Annotated in this window: 16 protein-coding genes; 13 read left to right on the forward strand and 3 right to left on the reverse strand. The window is 74.4% G+C overall.

Features of this window, described 5'->3' with window-relative positions; all coding sequences use genetic code 11:
* Positions 1-27 precede the first annotated feature (27 nt).
* Positions 28-915, forward strand: coding sequence for a c-type cytochrome biogenesis protein CcsB (gene ccsB, locus L332_RS28990; RefSeq protein WP_052588793.1), 888 nt, complete (start codon positions 28-30; stop codon positions 913-915).
* A gap of 111 nt (positions 916-1026) precedes the next feature.
* On the opposite strand, the gene L332_RS28995 is transcribed toward ccsB, so the two are convergent.
* Both L332_RS28995 and L332_RS29000 read right to left on the reverse strand, forming a co-directional pair.
* Positions 1027-1896 (reverse strand): endonuclease domain-containing protein, encoded by an 870-nt coding sequence (locus L332_RS28995; RefSeq protein ID WP_021065153.1) that lies wholly within the window; start codon positions 1894-1896, stop codon positions 1027-1029.
* 170 nt (positions 1897-2066) lie between these two features.
* A complete protein-coding gene (locus L332_RS29000) occupies positions 2067-3035 on the reverse strand; it encodes an o-succinylbenzoate synthase (RefSeq protein ID WP_021011870.1) in 969 nt (322 codons plus the stop codon).
* Positions 3036-3069: 34 nt separating this feature from the next.
* Here L332_RS29000 and L332_RS29005 point away from each other — a divergent pair, with 34 nt between their 5' ends.
* The 8 genes from L332_RS29005 to L332_RS29040 all read left to right on the forward strand — a co-directional run bounded on the left by L332_RS29005 (position 3070) and on the right by L332_RS29040 (position 10297).
* Positions 3070-3402, forward strand: a complete 333-nt coding sequence (locus L332_RS29005; protein ID WP_021011871.1) for a hypothetical protein — start codon at positions 3070-3072, stop codon at positions 3400-3402.
* 32 nt (positions 3403-3434) lie between these two features.
* On the forward strand, positions 3435-4379 hold the full coding sequence (locus L332_RS29010) for a hypothetical protein (protein WP_021011872.1): 945 nt from the start codon (positions 3435-3437) through the stop codon (positions 4377-4379).
* Positions 4380-4450: 71 nt separating this feature from the next.
* The gene (locus L332_RS29015; protein WP_021011873.1) at positions 4451-4837 is read left to right on the forward strand and encodes a hypothetical protein; all 387 of its coding nucleotides are present in this window, start codon (positions 4451-4453) and stop codon (positions 4835-4837) included.
* 65 nt (positions 4838-4902) lie between these two features.
* A complete protein-coding gene (locus L332_RS29020) occupies positions 4903-6012 on the forward strand; it encodes a hypothetical protein (protein ID WP_021011874.1) in 1110 nt (369 codons plus the stop codon).
* Between the two features lie 52 nt (positions 6013-6064).
* The gene (locus L332_RS29025; protein ID WP_021011875.1) at positions 6065-7120 is read left to right on the forward strand and encodes a hypothetical protein; all 1056 of its coding nucleotides are present in this window, start codon (positions 6065-6067) and stop codon (positions 7118-7120) included.
* 32 nt (positions 7121-7152) lie between these two features.
* Positions 7153-8049 carry a 1,4-dihydroxy-2-naphthoyl-CoA synthase gene (locus L332_RS29030; RefSeq protein ID WP_021011876.1) on the forward strand — a complete coding sequence of 299 codons (897 nt, stop codon included), beginning with the start codon at positions 7153-7155 and terminating at the stop codon, positions 8047-8049.
* Positions 7943-9094: an AMP-binding protein gene (locus L332_RS29035; protein ID WP_268743644.1), complete on the forward strand. Its 1152-nt coding sequence runs from the start codon at positions 7943-7945 to the stop codon at positions 9092-9094. Before L332_RS29030 ends, L332_RS29035 begins: the two co-directional genes overlap by 107 nt.
* A 246-nt stretch (positions 9095-9340) precedes the next feature.
* Positions 9341-10297: a 1,4-dihydroxy-2-naphthoate polyprenyltransferase gene (locus L332_RS29040; RefSeq protein WP_021011878.1), complete on the forward strand. Its 957-nt coding sequence runs from the start codon at positions 9341-9343 to the stop codon at positions 10295-10297.
* Between the two features lie 16 nt (positions 10298-10313).
* Here the strand turns inward: L332_RS29040 and L332_RS29045 are convergent, their stop codons facing one another.
* Positions 10314-10745 carry a DUF4229 domain-containing protein gene (locus L332_RS29045; protein ID WP_021011879.1) on the reverse strand — a complete coding sequence of 144 codons (432 nt, stop codon included), beginning with the start codon at positions 10743-10745 and terminating at the stop codon, positions 10314-10316.
* A 51-nt stretch (positions 10746-10796) separates the two neighbouring features.
* On the opposite strand from L332_RS29045, the gene L332_RS29050 reads away from it, so the two are divergent.
* From L332_RS29050 to L332_RS0115900, 4 genes are all read left to right on the forward strand, one after another.
* The gene (locus tag L332_RS29050; protein ID WP_021011880.1) at positions 10797-11240 is read left to right on the forward strand and encodes a PLDc N-terminal domain-containing protein; all 444 of its coding nucleotides are present in this window, start codon (positions 10797-10799) and stop codon (positions 11238-11240) included.
* On the forward strand, positions 11233-12897 hold the full coding sequence (menD, locus tag L332_RS29055; protein ID WP_235045105.1) for a 2-succinyl-5-enolpyruvyl-6-hydroxy-3-cyclohexene-1-carboxylic-acid synthase: 1665 nt from the start codon (positions 11233-11235) through the stop codon (positions 12895-12897). Before L332_RS29050 ends, menD begins: the two co-directional genes overlap by 8 nt.
* Positions 12881-13738 carry an SDR family oxidoreductase gene (locus L332_RS29060; RefSeq protein ID WP_021011882.1) on the forward strand — a complete coding sequence of 286 codons (858 nt, stop codon included), beginning with the start codon at positions 12881-12883 and terminating at the stop codon, positions 13736-13738. Before menD ends, L332_RS29060 begins: the two co-directional genes overlap by 17 nt.
* On the forward strand, positions 13738-14465 hold a 728-nt coding region (locus L332_RS0115900; RefSeq protein ID WP_144061120.1), incomplete at its 3' end, for an AI-2E family transporter. The genes L332_RS29060 and L332_RS0115900, both read left to right, overlap by 1 nt.

The following is a 14465-nucleotide window of genomic DNA, read 5'->3' on the forward strand; positions in this document are numbered from 1 at the left end:
TGGTCGCTGCTGCTCGTGTACTCGGCCATGGCCGTCTACACGCTCGCATTCGTCGCCTACGCGGTCGACGTCGCGCGCCGCTCGGCCGCGACCGCGGTGCCGGAGGAGGCGCGCGAGCTCGTGAGCGCGGGCGCGCCGGGTGCACCCGCGCGACCCGCCGCATCCGCCCCCGCCCCGGCCGCCCGCCCGGGCCGCGGCGCGCGCATCGGCTTCGCGCTCATCGTGATCGCCTGGGCGCTGCACCTCGGCGGCGCCGTCATGCGCGGCCTCGCCGCCGGCCGCGTGCCGTGGGCCAACATGTACGAGTTCGCGCTCACGGGCGTCGCCGTCATCGTCGGCGTCTTCGTGCTCTCGCGGCTGTGGCGCGACCTGAACTTCCTCGGCGTCTTCATCTCGGGCCTCGCGACCGTCTTCCTCGGCCTCGCGACCGTCAACTTCTACGTCACGCCGACGCCGCTGCCGCCGGCGCTGCAGTCGTACTGGCTCGTCATCCACGTCTTCGTCGCGACGCTCGCGACCGGCTTCTTCGCGCTCGGCTCGGGCCTCAGCGTGCTGCAGCTCATCAAGGAGCGGCGCTCGAGCGGCTTCCTGCGGGCGCTGCCCTCGACCGTGCAGCTCGAGGACCTCGCCTACCGCGTCGGCGTCATCGGCTTCATCTTCTGGACCTTCACGCTCATCGCCGGTGCGATCTGGGCCGAGCACGCGTGGGGCCGCTACTGGGGCTGGGACACGAAGGAGGTCTGGACCTTCGTGATCTGGGTCGTCTACGCCGGCTACATCCACGCGCGCGCGACGCGCGGCTGGCGCGGCTCGCGCTCGGCGTGGCTGCAGCTCGTCGGCTTCGCGGCGATCATCTTCAACTACTCGGTCGTCAACCTGTTCTTCAAGGGGCTGCACGCCTACAGCGGCCTCTAGGGTCTTCAACCGGACAGCCGGTAGGGCGAGGAGATATGTGTCGCGCCCTACCGGCTATCCGGTTGAGTTCGGCTGACGTGACGGGTTCGGGTGAGGAGGCGGCGCGGAGCGTCAGCCCCAGATCGGGCGCAGGTGCGCGCGCCGTCGCACGAGGGCGAGCACGATCGACATGACGTAGTCGGGCTGGAAGAGCACCTGCTCGTACGTGAAGCGCAGCACGCGGTAGCCCATCGCCGTCAGCGCCGCGTCGCGCTCGCGATCCTTCGCCTGCTGCTGCGGCGTCGCGTGCCACAGCTGCGAGTCGATCTCGACGATGAGCGAGCGGCCGATCCGGAAGTCGGAAAAGTGGCCTGGCCGCGGCTCGAACTGGTGCACGTACCGGATGCCCGCACGCCGCAGCAGGAGCGCGAAGGTCGACTCCGAGCCGGAGCCCGTCTCGCCGCTCGCGCGCTCCAGGACGCGTCGTCGGTCTCGAGGCAAGCGCGCCGCGAGCTCGCGCACATCGTCGAGCGAGAGGAGCCCCGAGGTCAGCGCGGAGTCCGTGGCGCCGATGACATCGGCCTCCGACACGCACGCGGTCGCGACCGCGAGGGCCGTCGCGGGCGCATCGATGCCGAGCATCGGTCGCTCCTCCGGCATCCAGAAGTGCAGGCGATGCACGGTGATCCCGGCAGCCCGCTCCGAGCGGTCGACGCGCGCGCTGTGCGTCTCGCGGTGCACGCGCACGTGCAGGTGCTGGGGCCCGTGCGGTGTCCAGAGCCCCTGCTCCCGGAACGCCGAGACGCAGGTCAGCACGCCGCCGGCCTGCAGCGCGCGCGTGACTTCGTTGCGCACGCCCGAGAGCGCCAACCAGCCCCGCAGCGGCGACCAGAGCCGCCCCTCTGCGCGGTGCCGCACGAGCTCGTCGCCCGTCGCGAAGTCGCGGGCGGCCAGCGTCGTGCAGACCCCGCCGACCGTCGCCATCCAGTCGAGCAGCTGCATGAGCGCACCATCGCGCTTCCGCGCCGCCACCCGCGCCGCACAAGCGGCCGGGTGTGCACAACCCGGCGTGCGCTCCGCCGTCCGCTCACCGCCGTCGAGCGAACCTCAACCGGATGGTCGGTGGGGCGCGACACATATCTCCCCGCCCCACCGGCTGCCCGGTTGAAGACTCAGAGGTGGGGGAGTGCCGCGGCGAGCCGCGCCCGCCAGTGGTCGACGCGCTCGGGCGGCGCGGCGCGCGCCTCGAGCAGCGCGGGGTCGGGCGAGACTCGGCCGACCGAGATCGCGCCGCCGACGGGCACGAGCGGCGCGGCGACGTCGGCGGCGAGCAGCGCACCGGTGCCGAGCCCGCAGTCGAAGGGCAGCTCGGGCAGCGCGCCCGCGAGTCCCGCGCCCATCGAGAGGCCCACGGAGGTGTCGAGGGCCGAGGAGACGACGGCCGGCAGCCCCGCCTCCGCGACGATCTCGAGCGCCGCGCGGATGCCGCCGAGCGGCTGCGCCTTCACGACGAGGACGTCGGCGGCGCCGGCTCGCGCGACGAGCAGCGGGTCCTCCGCCTTCCGCACCGACTCGTCGGCCGCGATCGGGATGTCGAGCTTCCGCACGCGCGAGCGCAGCTCGGCGAGCTCGGGCACCGTCGCGCACGGCTGCTCGACGTACTCGAGGTCGAAGCGCTCGAGCGCCCGGATCGCCGACTCCGCCTCGTCGAGGTTCCAGCCGCCGTTCGCGTCGAGCCGGATCCGCACGTCGGGCAGCAGCGCCCGCACCTCGGCGACTCGGGCGACGTCGTCGGCGAGCACCTGGCCGCGCTCGGCGACCTTGACCTTCACCGTGCGGCAGCCGTCGTAGCGCGCGAGCACGCCCGCGACCGCGTCGGGCGCGACCGCCGGCAGCGTCGCGTTCACCGGGACCGTCTCGCGCACGGGGGCGGGCCGCTCGCTACCTGCGTCCTCGAGCGCGGCGCGCAGCCACCGCGCGGCCTCCTCGGGCTCGTACTCGAGGAACGGGCTCCACTCGCCCCAGCCCGCGGGCCCCGAGAAGAGCGCCGCCTCCCGCGCCTCGACGCCGCGGAAGCGCGTGGCGAGCGGCAGCGATACGACGTGCATGCGGTCGGCGAGCCGCTCGAGGGCGAGGTCCACGCGCCCATGCTCGCACGCCTGCCATGATCGTCCCGTGGAGCTGCCCTGGGTCATCGAGACGCGCGCCGCGCGCACCCGTCGCCGCAATCCCGTGTGGGGCTTCCTCGCGCTCGTGGCCGCGGTGCTGTGCGGCGCGATGCTGCTGCTGTGCTTCGGCATCGCCGTCGTCGACCTCGACGGCCTCGTCGTGTGGCTGCTGCCGCTGTGGGGCATCTTCACGCTGCTCGGCCTCTGGTTCGCGATCGCGGCGCTCGCGAAGCGCGGCACCGCGAACATCACGATGGCCGCGATCGCCGGCGGCCTGCTCGTCATCTCCAACCCGGTCGTCTTCCTCATCATCGGCTTCGCGCTCGGCCTCCTGCAGTAGACCGGGGCGGATGCGGTGGCATCCTTGGTCGCATGGCGACGGCGCCGCAGTTCCACATGCCCGAGGCGGATCCGGTGCTGCCGGAGCGCGCAGCCTCGCGCCGGGCGATGATCGCGATCGCGCTCGTCGCGCTCCTCGTCGGCATCGCAGGCACGCTCGGCGTGCAGGCGCTGCTCGAGCGCAGCGGCCCCCGCTCCGAGCAGGCGGCGCGCGAGGCGGTTCTGGCCTACCTCGAGGCGATCGCGACGGGGGACGACGAGGCCGCCGAGGAGGCGCTGCTCCCCTCGGCCGAGCGGGCCGCGGCGCTCCCGAGCACCATCGCCGAGGAGGGCCGGCTCCGCTCACCCCGCGTCGCCGCGATCGAGCTCGGCGACGGCACGGCGCGCGTCGACGTCACCTACCTCATCGCCGAGCGCACCGTGCTGCGCGAGATCGACGCCGTCTACGCCGACGGCGCGTGGCGCATGCAGCGCACGCTCGGCGAGCCCGTCGCGATCACGACCGCGCTCTCGGTGCCCGTGCAGGTCGACGGCATCGGCGTCGTGCCCGCGACCGGCAGCCTCCTGCTGCTGCCCGGCAGGCACACGATCGCCGCGATCGACGCGCCGCTCGTCACCATGCCGGCCGCCTCGTTCGAGACCGACGGCGACCCGCGCTCGGGCGTCGCGGTCGACCTCGCGCCGACCCTCACCGACGCCGCGATCGACGCGCTCGAGGCCGCCGGCCGCGGCTTCGTCACCGAGTGCGTCGCCGACCGCTCGTGCGCGCTCCCGCCCGACTTCGACGCCTCGCAGCTGCCGCGACCGATCGTCGTGCCCCGCACCGGGCAAGCCGGCGAGGTCGCTGTGCAGGTGCCGATCGCGTCGGGTGAGGTGGGCACGTCGCTCGAGGTCGTCGGCTTCATGGACCCGACGCTCAGCGTCTTCGAGAGCATGCGCTGCGCGCTCGCCGGCGCCGAGCCGCGCAGCTGCGGCTGACGCGGCGGAGGAGTGCGGATGCCTCCGCGCGCCTGCCCGGGCAGGCGACGCGGCGCTCGTAGCATCGGGCGATGCTCGAAGAACTGCTCGCAGAGGCCGACCAGCGCGCGCCCCGCACGCCGCGCGCCGTGCGCGACCGACGCGCCGCCCGCCTCGGCGCGACGTCGCTGTGGCTCATGCTCGGCGCGCTCGTGCTGCAGGGCGTCTCGCTCGTGCAGCAGCTGAGCTACCTCTTCGCACCCCGGCCGGGCGAGCTGCCCGTGCTCGTCGTGGTGCTCGTGCTCGCGGTCGCCGCCGGGCTCGCCGCGGTCGTCGTCGGCTGCCTCGCGGCGAGGAGCACGGATGGGCGACGCACGGGCGTCTTCGGCGCAGCCCTCGCGCTCGGCTTCCTCGTGCTCTTCGGCGCGGCGAGCTGGTTCGGCTGGGGCTTCCTCGGCGCGCTCTCCGCGCCCATCTGAGCGACCTTCGTAACGATTCGCGCCGCGCGGGAGCGAATCGCGCATCCGAACGCCAGGATGGTCGCGTGTCGACGACGATGCCCGAGTTCGAGATGCCGGAGGTGCCGCCGCCGGCCGGCCGTCCCGCGGACGCGTCTCCCGCTCCCGCGGTCGCCTCGATCGGCCCCGCGTCGACTGCAGCGGATGCGTCGACCGTGCTGGGCGCCACCGAGCTGACCGTCGAGTCGGCGCCGGTCGCGTCCGCGCCCGCGCCGCGGCCGCGGGTCGTCTGGCGGCACGTGCTCGCGGCGGGGCTCGTCGGCGCGCTCGTCGGCGCGGGCGTGCCCGCCACGGTGCAGGCGCTCGACCGCGCGGCCGCCGCCGCAGAGGTCGACGGCCTCCGCTCGCTCGCAGAGGACTACCTCACCGCGATCGCGGAGCGCCGTGCCGACGACGCGACGAGCCTCGTGCCCCTCGTCCGCCAGGCCGATCGCGCGGTCGCCGCACCGGCGGCGCTGCTCGCGAGCGCGCGCCCGATCGAGCGGCAGGAGGTGCGGATGGTGCATATCGACGGCGACGTCGGCTCGGTCGAGGTGCGCTACCGCGTCGCCGGTCAAGACGTGGAGCGGAGCCTCGAGGCCGAGCGCGTCGACGGTCGATGGCAGCTGCTCACATCGCTCGCGGAGCGCGCGAGCGTGCAGCCCTACGACGAGGTGTCGGCCTCGATCGGGGGCATCGACCTCGACGGCCGCGACCTGCGGCTCTACCCCGGCACCTACGCGCTCGACCGGGTCGAGGGACCGGTGCTCGCGACGGGCGGCGAGCGCTTCGTCGTCGACGGCGACCCTCAGAGCCCCACGGAGATCTGGGTGCAGCACGAGCTCGTCCCCGACCTCGCCGCGCTGGCGTCCGACTACGCGATCGCCGCGGCGGCCGCGTGCCAGCTCGATCGCTCGTGCGCGATCCCGGAGGGCGCGCTCCTCGGTGCGCAGGACGGCGTGCACGTGCAGTGGCGGATGGCGAGCGGACCGATCGTGCTCGGGGTGCCCCTCATGGCGACGACCGGTGCGACCTCCGAGTGGCTCGAGATGCAGGTGCAGCTGACGGTCGACGCCGAGGGCACGCCGGTGCTGTGGGAGTGCGGCCGGCCGGGCACGTTCGACGCGGCGCTCGTGCCCTGCCCGGCGCTCGGCTGAACCGCGGAACCGACCGCTTCCCGCGCGCCCTCGGCGGGTGCATCATGAGCGCATGGCGGGCGAGATGCCGCAGTTCGAGATGCCGCCGCCGGTGGCTCCGAGGATCGAGGACGTGCCGCCCGCGGCGCCCTCGCCACCCGCGCCCGAGGTGCGCGAGAGCGCGGCCCTGCCCGACGCATCCGACCCCGTGCGCGCGAGCAGAGCGTTCCTCCTCAAGCACGTCGCCGCCGCGGCGCTCGTCGGGCTCGCGATCGGCGCCGGGGTGCCAGCCACGCTCGAGGCTGCAGAGCGGGCCGCCGCCGGCGCCGCGCTCGAGAGCCTCCGCGCGACGGCGCTCGACTACGTCGACGCGATCGCCGACGGCGACTCGCGCCGGGCGAGCGAGATGGTGCCCATCCGCGGGCTCGCGTACGCCGCGCCGCCGGAGGTGCTGCGCTCGGCCCGCCCGATCGAGGTGCCCGAGTTGGAGGTCGTGCACATCGAGGGCGACCGCGGCACCGCCGAGGTGCACTACCGGGTGCGGGGCGTCGACGTCTTCCGCACGCTGCAGGCCGAGCGGATCGACGGCGAGTGGCAGCTGCGCACCTCGCTCGCCGAGGCGCTCGACCTCGGCGGCCTCGATCCGGGCATGCACGCCTCGATCGTCGGCGTGCAGCTCACGGGCTTCCTGCCCGTGCTGCTCTACCCGGGTGTCTACGAGCTCGACGAGGTCGCCGGCGCCGTGCTCGTCGTCGGCGGGAACGTCTTCACCGTCGACGGCGACCCGCGCACGCCGACCGAGCCGGAGCTCACCGTCACCGTCGTGCGAGCCGTGGGCGACCGCGCGACCGAGCTCGCCGCGGCCCAGGTCGACGCGTGCTGGCAGCGCAACGGCTGCCTCGTGCCGCACGCCTCGCGCATCCGCTTCGACGACCGCGTGCACGTCGCGGGCGTCGACCCGATCGCGCGGACCGTCGACCTCTCGGTCGGCTTCATGACGCTCGACGAGCCGGGCCGCGAGTCGTTCGACGTGCAGGTGCGCGTCACGCTCGACGAGCACGACCGGCCGCTGCGCTGGGAGTGCGGCGAGCCGGGCTGGTTCGGCACCGCGCTCGAGGCGTGCGGCTGACCCGCGCAGGCGGCGCTGGGTAGGCTGGCCCGGTGACCATCTCGCCCCTGTTCGATCCCGCCGAGTGGGGCGACGCGGAGCCCGGCTACGACGACATCACGGTGCACCGCTCGCGCGACGGCCGCATCGGCCGCGTCGCCTTCGACCGGCCCGAGGTGCGCAACGCCTTCCGCCCGCACACGGTCGACGAGCTGCACCGCGCGCTCGACGACCTGCGGCAGGACAGCCGGGTGGGCGTCGTGCTCCTGACCGGCAACGGCCCGAGCCCGAAGGACGGCGGCTGGGCGTTCTGCTCGGGCGGCGACCAGCGCATCCGGGGCCGCGATGGCTACCGCTACGAGGGCACCGACGCCGGCTCGATTGACCCCGCGCGGAGCGGCCGCCTGCACATCCTCGAGGTGCAGCGGCTCATCCGCTTCATGCCCAAGGTCGTCATCGCGGTCGTGCCCGGCTGGGCGGCGGGCGGCGGGCACTCGCTCCACGTCGTGTGCGACCTCACGATCGCGAGCGCCGAGCACGCGCGCTTCAAGCAGACGGATGCGGACGTCGGGTCGTTCGACGCCGGTTACGGGTCGGCCTACATGGCCAGGCAGACGGGGCAAAAGTTCGCGCGCGAGGTGTTCTTCCTCGCCCGCGAGTACAGCGCGGACCGAGCCCTCGCGGCCGGCGCGATCAACGCATCCGTGCCGCACGCCGAGCTCGAGTCGACCGCGATCGAGTGGGCGCGCGAGATCCTGACGAAGAGCCCGACGGCGATCCGGATGCTGAAGTTCGCGTTCAACGCCGTCGACGACGGGCTCGTCGGGCAGCAGATCTTCGCCGGTGAGGCGACGCGGCTCGCGTACGGCACCGACGAGGCGGTCGAGGGTCGCGACTCGTTCCTCGAGAAGCGGGAGCCCGACTGGTCGGGCTACCCGTGGCACTACTGAAGCACCGAGACCGGACGGACCGCACGAGCAGGGGAGGAGAGCGATGACGATCGTCGTGGAGACCAGCGGGTCGAGCGGCAAGCCCAAGCGCGTCATCATCTCCGATGAGGCCGTGCAGGCGTCGACCGAGGCCGCGATCGAGCGGCTCGGCGGCCCCGGCCAGTGGGTGCTCGCGCTGCCCGAGCAGTACATCGCCGGCAAGAACGTCATCTGGCGCAACGCCGTCTCGGGCGCGCCGCTCGTGCGCACCGAGGGCGCCTTCACCGCGGAGGCGTTCGTCGAGGCGGTGCAGAGCCTCGAGCACGAGCGGAAGTACACGTCGCTCGTGCCGACGCAGCTCGCGCGGCTCGTCGACGCGGCGGCGCTCGACCGCTCGTTCATCGGGCCGATCGCGCGGCTCGACCGCATCCTGCTCGGCGGCCAGCGCGCGCCCTTCGGGCTCATCGAGCGCGCCGCGCGGCTCGGCTGGCGCGTGACCCGTACCTACGGCGCGACCGAGACGGTCGGCGGATGCGTGTGGGACGGCCGGCCGCTGCGCGACGTGAAGCTGCGCCTCACCGACCAGATCGAGATCGCCGGGCCGCAGCTCGCCGACGGCTACGACGACCCCGCGCTCACCGAGCAGCGCTTCGTCGTCGACGGCTCCGGCACGCGCTGGTACAAGACGGGCGACGCGGGCAGCCTCATCAGCGGGCTGCTGCAGGTCTCGGGTCGCATCGACGACGTCATCAACTCCGGCGGCATCAAGGTGTCGCTCGCGGCGGTCGAGCACGTCGTGCAGACGTTCGCGCCCGACGCGGTCGTGGTCGCGGCGCCGCACCCCGAGTGGGGCGAGGTGCCGGCGGTCGTGACGACGCTCAAGCCCTCGCTCGCCGAGATCCGCGCGGCGGTCGGCAACGCGCTCGGCAAGCCCGCGCGCCCCAACCACCTCGTGACGGTGTCGGTGATGCCGACCACGGCATCCGGCAAGCCCGACCGCAAGCGCCTCACGCGGCTCGTCGCGAGCCGCACGCAGGAGCGGCGCCGCCGGGGGCTGTTCGGCTGAGGCGCGCGTCTCCGCGGACCCGATCCCGCTGCACGGACCCGAGATCTCGGGTCCGTGCGCCGAGACGGGGTCCGCGCAGCGGGTCGGCGGGCCGATCGAACCCGCGCTCGACTCGGCCGCTTCTCGCCGAGCCGACCCGCTCGCGCCCGCTGGACCCGCTGCGAGGGCTCCAGTCGGCGGGAACGCGTCGAGTCGGTGGGCGGCGGCCCGGTCGAGCGGTGCGCGCGGCGACTACCATCGAAGGCGATGGCCAACCCCCGCTCCGGCAACCCCGCCAAGCGCGCGCAGCACGCCGGCACCGCTCCTTCGCCCGCGACCGCGCGCGACTGGATCGCCGCATCCCGCCCCCGCACGCTCGGCATGGCGGTCGCCCCCGTCGCGCTCGGCACCGCCGCCGCGTTCAACGCCGAGGGCTACCACCTCGGCATCGCGATCGCGTGCCTGCTGCTAGCGATGTGCATGCAGATCGGCGTGAACTTCGCGAACGACTACTCCGACGGCGTGAAGGGCACCGACGCCGTGCGGGTCGGCCCGGGCCGACTCGTCGGCGCCGGCAAGGCCGCGCCCCAGGCGGTGCGGAACGTCGCGATCGGCTTCCTCGCCGCGGGCGCGCTCGCGGGCATCGCCGTCGTCGTGCTGAGCGGCCGGTGGTGGCTGCTCGCGGTCGGCGCCGTCTGCATCGTCGCCGCGTGGGGCTACACGGGCGGCAAGCGACCCTACGGCTACTTCGCGCTCGGCGAGCTCATGGCCTTCCTCTTCTTCGGCCCCGTCGCGGTGTGCGGCACCGTCTACGCGATGCTCGGCCGCATCACCGACGACTCGATCGCGCTCGGCATCGCCATCGGCGCGATCTCGGCGGCGCTCATGCTGTGCAACAATCTGCGCGACATCGACACCGACCGCGCCGCCGGCAAGCGCACGCTCGCGACGCTGCTCGGCCGCGGCCCGTCGAAGGCGCTCTACGTGCTGCTCATGCTCGTGCCGTTCGGCATCCTGTGGGTGTTCTCGTACGCGCTCGCCTACGGCTTCGTCGTCTTCGCGGTGCTGCTGCTCGCGGGCCCGGCGATGGTCATCGTCATCACGTCGCGCACGCCGCGCGACCTCATCACCGCGCTCGGCCTCACCGGCATGACGGCGCTGCTCTACGGCGTCGGCCTCGCCGTCGCGATCTCGGGCGGCCCGGCGGGCTTCGTCGGCGCCTAGGGCGCTGCGCGCTCCGTCAGGGGCGAGGGCCGGATGCGTCGGGCCCGTCGGCCGCGTCCGTCGGTCGGGCGGGCGGCACGTCGGGTGCCGCATCGGCGAGGTCCGCTCGAGCGGCGCTCGCGTCGACCGCACCGGCGTCCGCGTCGCGCGCGGCGGCAGCGGTCGGGGCGACGCCGGTGTCCCGAGCGGCGCCCGCGTCGAGCGCCTCGTCCTCGATGTCGGCGTCGTCGGGACCGGCGCCCTCGCGCTTGCGGCCCTGACGCATCCGCTGCAGGTCGCGCGCCGCCTCGTCGCGCAGCTTGCCGAAGAACACGATCGACGCGGCGAACGCGAACGCGAGCGCGACGAGCAGCGAGATCGGCCACGGCACGTCGGCGATCATCAGCAGCGCGAACGGCACGAGGAACAGCGCAGCGCGCACGACGAGGTAGCGCATCGAGGGGCCCATGCGCTCAAGTCTAAGAGCCGCGCCATAGGGAACGGGCCTAGGGTGGGTGGCATGAGATGGCTCATCACCGGCGCGATCCTCGCCCTCGTGGTGACGGTCTACGCGCTCGTCGACCTCACCGTCACGGACGACCGCCGCATCCGCCGTCTCAACCGCGTGCTGTGGGTCGTGCTCATCGTCGTCGTGCCCGTCTTCGGCGCGATCGGCTGGCTCGCGTGGGGCAAGGGCCCCCGCTCGGCGGCGCGCCCGATGGCGCCCGACGACGACCCCTCCTTCTCGCGCTCGACCCTCGTCTCCGACGAGGAGGCTGACCGCCGCATCGCCGAGCTCGAGGCGCAGCTCGCGGCGCTCGACGACGAGGACCCGCGCACCCCGCCTCGCACCGACACCCGTCCCGACCGGCCGGTCGTGGGCCCCGACGCCGGGGACGACCCCGACGACTCCGACGGGTCTGGCCGTCGCTCGCCCGATGACGGCGACGCGGCGCGTGCCTGACACCCTCCCCGCCGCCGCCTACGCCGACCGGCTCGTCGCCGCGCTCGCCGATGCGGGCGTCGGCGACATCGTCGTCTGCCCCGGCTCCCGCTCGCAGGCGATCGCGCTCGCCGCTGCCCGCCTCGCGCGCGAGGGCGCGCTGCACCTGCACGTGCGGATCGACGAGCGCTCGGGCGCCTTCCTCGCGCTCGGGCTCGCCCGCGAGACGCGCCGCCCGGTCGCGATCGTCGTGACGAGCGGCACCGCGCTCGCGAACCTCCACCCGGCGATGCTCGAGGCACACCACAGCGACGTGCCGCTCATCGCCATCACCGCCGATCGGCCCGCCGAGCTGCACGGCATCCGCGCCAACCAGACGACCCGGCAGGCGGGCATCTTCGGCGATGCGGCTCGAGTCGTGCTCGACGTGGGGGCGGATGCGCTGCGCGAGCCCGAGGACGACGCCGTGGGTGCCGTGCGTGCCGCGCTGGGCTGGCGCGACGGCGAGCACACCGAGCCCGGCCCCGTGCAGCTCAACATCGCCTTCCGCGAGCCGCTCTCGGGCGGCGAGCCGATGCCGCACCGCCGCGTCGACCGCGTCGAGCGGCCGCCGATGCCGAGCGCGACGCTCCTGCCCGCGCCCCGCACGGTCGTGATCGCGGGCGCCGACGCGGGCCCCGCGGCCGTCGACGTCGCGGCGGCGCTCGCGGCCCCGCTGCTCGCCGAGCCGACCTCCGGCGCGCGCTTCGGCCCGCTGCTCGTGCCGCACGGGCGCGACGTCGTGCCGCAGCTCGCCGACGAGGTGCGCCGCGTCGTCGTGCTCGGCCATCCGACCCTCTCGCGCTCGGTGACCGGGCTCATCCGCCGGCCCGACGTCGAGGTCGTCGTGCTCGGCCGCGCCGGGCAGGACAACGTGCGCGGCACGGGCGTCACGCGCGTGCTCGCCGGCCGCATCGAGGTCGAGCCCGCCGAGCCCGACGACGCCGACCGCGCGTGGGTCGAGCGCTGGCTGCAGGCCGGTCGCGCGCTCGCCGACGCGCGCGACGCCGAGGCGGCGCCCGACTCCGAGCTCTCGCGCGCCGACTACGCGCGGGCGGAGCTCGCGGAGGGCCGCACCCCCATCACCCGCCGCGAGCTCGTGAGCCAGGTGTGGGACCGCACGTGGCCGCACGACCGGCTCGTCGTCGCCGCCTCGCGGCTCATCCGCGAGCTCGACCTCGTCGCCGGCCCCAAGGCGGTGCGCGCCCACGCCAACCGCGGGCTCGCGGGCATCGACGGCACCGTCAGCACCGCATCCGGCATCGCCGTCGGGCTCGAGCGCGAGAGCGCGGGCGGCATCACGCGGCTGCTCATCGGCGACCTCGCGCTGCTGCACGAGGCCGGCGGCCTGCACGTGCCGCCGGGGGAGGAGCGCCCGCGGCTGCAGATCGTCGTCGGCAACGACAACGGCGGCAGCCTCTTCGAGCTGCTCGAGGTCGCCGGCAGCGCCGACCCGGGCGACTTCGCGCGCGTGCAGCGCACCCCGCACGACGTCGACCTCGAGCACCTCGCGGCCGCCTACGGGTGGCCGTTCGAGCGCGTGGTCGACCGCGCCGGCCTTCGGAGGGCCCTGTCGCAGCCGAGACCGGGCATCATCGAGGCAGTGCTGGAAGGGGGCGCGGATGCGCAAGGGCTCTGACACCGTCATCGACGGCTCGACGCGGATCGTCGTCACCGGCGGCGGCAGCGGCATCGGCCGGCTCGTCGCCCTCGCCGCGGCGCGGAAGGGCGCCCACGTCGTGCTGTGGGATCGCGACGAGCGGGCCGCGCGCGCCGTGGTCGCCGAGATCGACGCGGAGGGCGGCCGAGCGACCGCCGTCGTCGTCGACCTCACCGACGCCGACGCGATCGAGCTCGCGGCCGCCGAGACGCTCATGCTCGGCCCCGTCGACGTCGTCGTCAACAACGCGGGCGTCATCTCGGGCAAGCCGCTCGCCTCGCTGAGCGTCGCGCAGATCGAGCTGACCATGCGCGTCAACGCGATCGCCCCCATCCTCGTCGCGCGCGCCTTCCTGCCCGCGATGCGCGACGCGGGCCGCGGGCGCATCGTCACCGTCGCGAGCGCCGCCGGCTTCATCGGCGTCGCGGGCCAGACCGACTACGCCGCGAGCAAGTTCGCCGCGGTCGGCTTCATGGAGTCACTGCGGGCCGAGCTGCGCAAGGAGCGCTCGCCCATCACGACCCTCACGGTCGCGCCGTTCTACATCGACACCGGCATGTTCGACGGCGTCACGACGAAGGTGCCGGCGCTGCTGCCGATCCTGTCGCAAGCGCGCGTCGCGACGCAGATCCTCGCGGCGATCGAGTCGCGCCGCACGCTGCTCGCGCTGCCGCCGCTCGTGCGCCTCGTGCCGGCGATCAAGGCGCTGCCGACCGCGCTCGGCGACCTGGTGGCGGATGCGTTGGGCGTCAACGAGGGGATGGACGCGTTCCGCGGTCGGCAGGCCGCGCCCCGCGACGGCGAGCGGGCGCTCCGCTGATGCGTTGGCCGTGGCAGCGGCGGCAGCAGCCGGCGCCCGTGGTCCAGGCCGAGCCGCCGCGCGAGCGGTGGGCGCTCCCGCGCACGCTCATCGTGCTGATCTCGGTGATCGCGGTCATCGCCGTGCTCATCGCCCTCAACCAGGTCGCATCCTTCGTCGCCCCCGTCTTCCTCGGCCTCAACCTCGTGATCGCCGTCATGCCGCTGCAGCAGTGGCTGCTGCGCATCGGCGCGCCGAGGCTCGTGGCCGCGCTCGCGTCGATGCTGACGGTCTACGGCTTCCTCGTCGCGCTGCTGTGGTCGATCTACTGGTCGGTGCAGTCGCTCATGACCGAGCTGCCCGGCTACTCGAGCGAGTTCAACCGGCTCTACCGCGAGACGCTCGCGTGGCTCGAGACGCTCGGCGTCTCGGAGGACGAGGCGCTCCAGCAGCTGCGGAACGCCTTCAGCCCCGGCGCGATCGCGAGCACCGTGGGCGCGCTCGCCTCGGACGCGGGCGTCGTGCTCGGCTTCGTCGCGACCCTCTTCGTCGTCATCTTCTTCCTCGCGTGGGACTCGATGCGGCTGCCCGACCGCATGCAGCGCATCGCGATCACCAACCCCGACCTCGTGCGCGGCGTCGACCGCTTCGCGGCCGGCGTGCAGCGATACTGGGTCGTCACGACGCTGTTCGGCCTCGTCGTCTCGGCGCTCGACCTCGTCGCCCTCACGGCGCTCGGGGTGCCGCT

This window comes from Agrococcus pavilionensis RW1, assembly GCF_000400485.1.
Classification (GTDB): domain Bacteria; phylum Actinomycetota; class Actinomycetes; order Actinomycetales; family Microbacteriaceae; genus Agrococcus; species Agrococcus pavilionensis.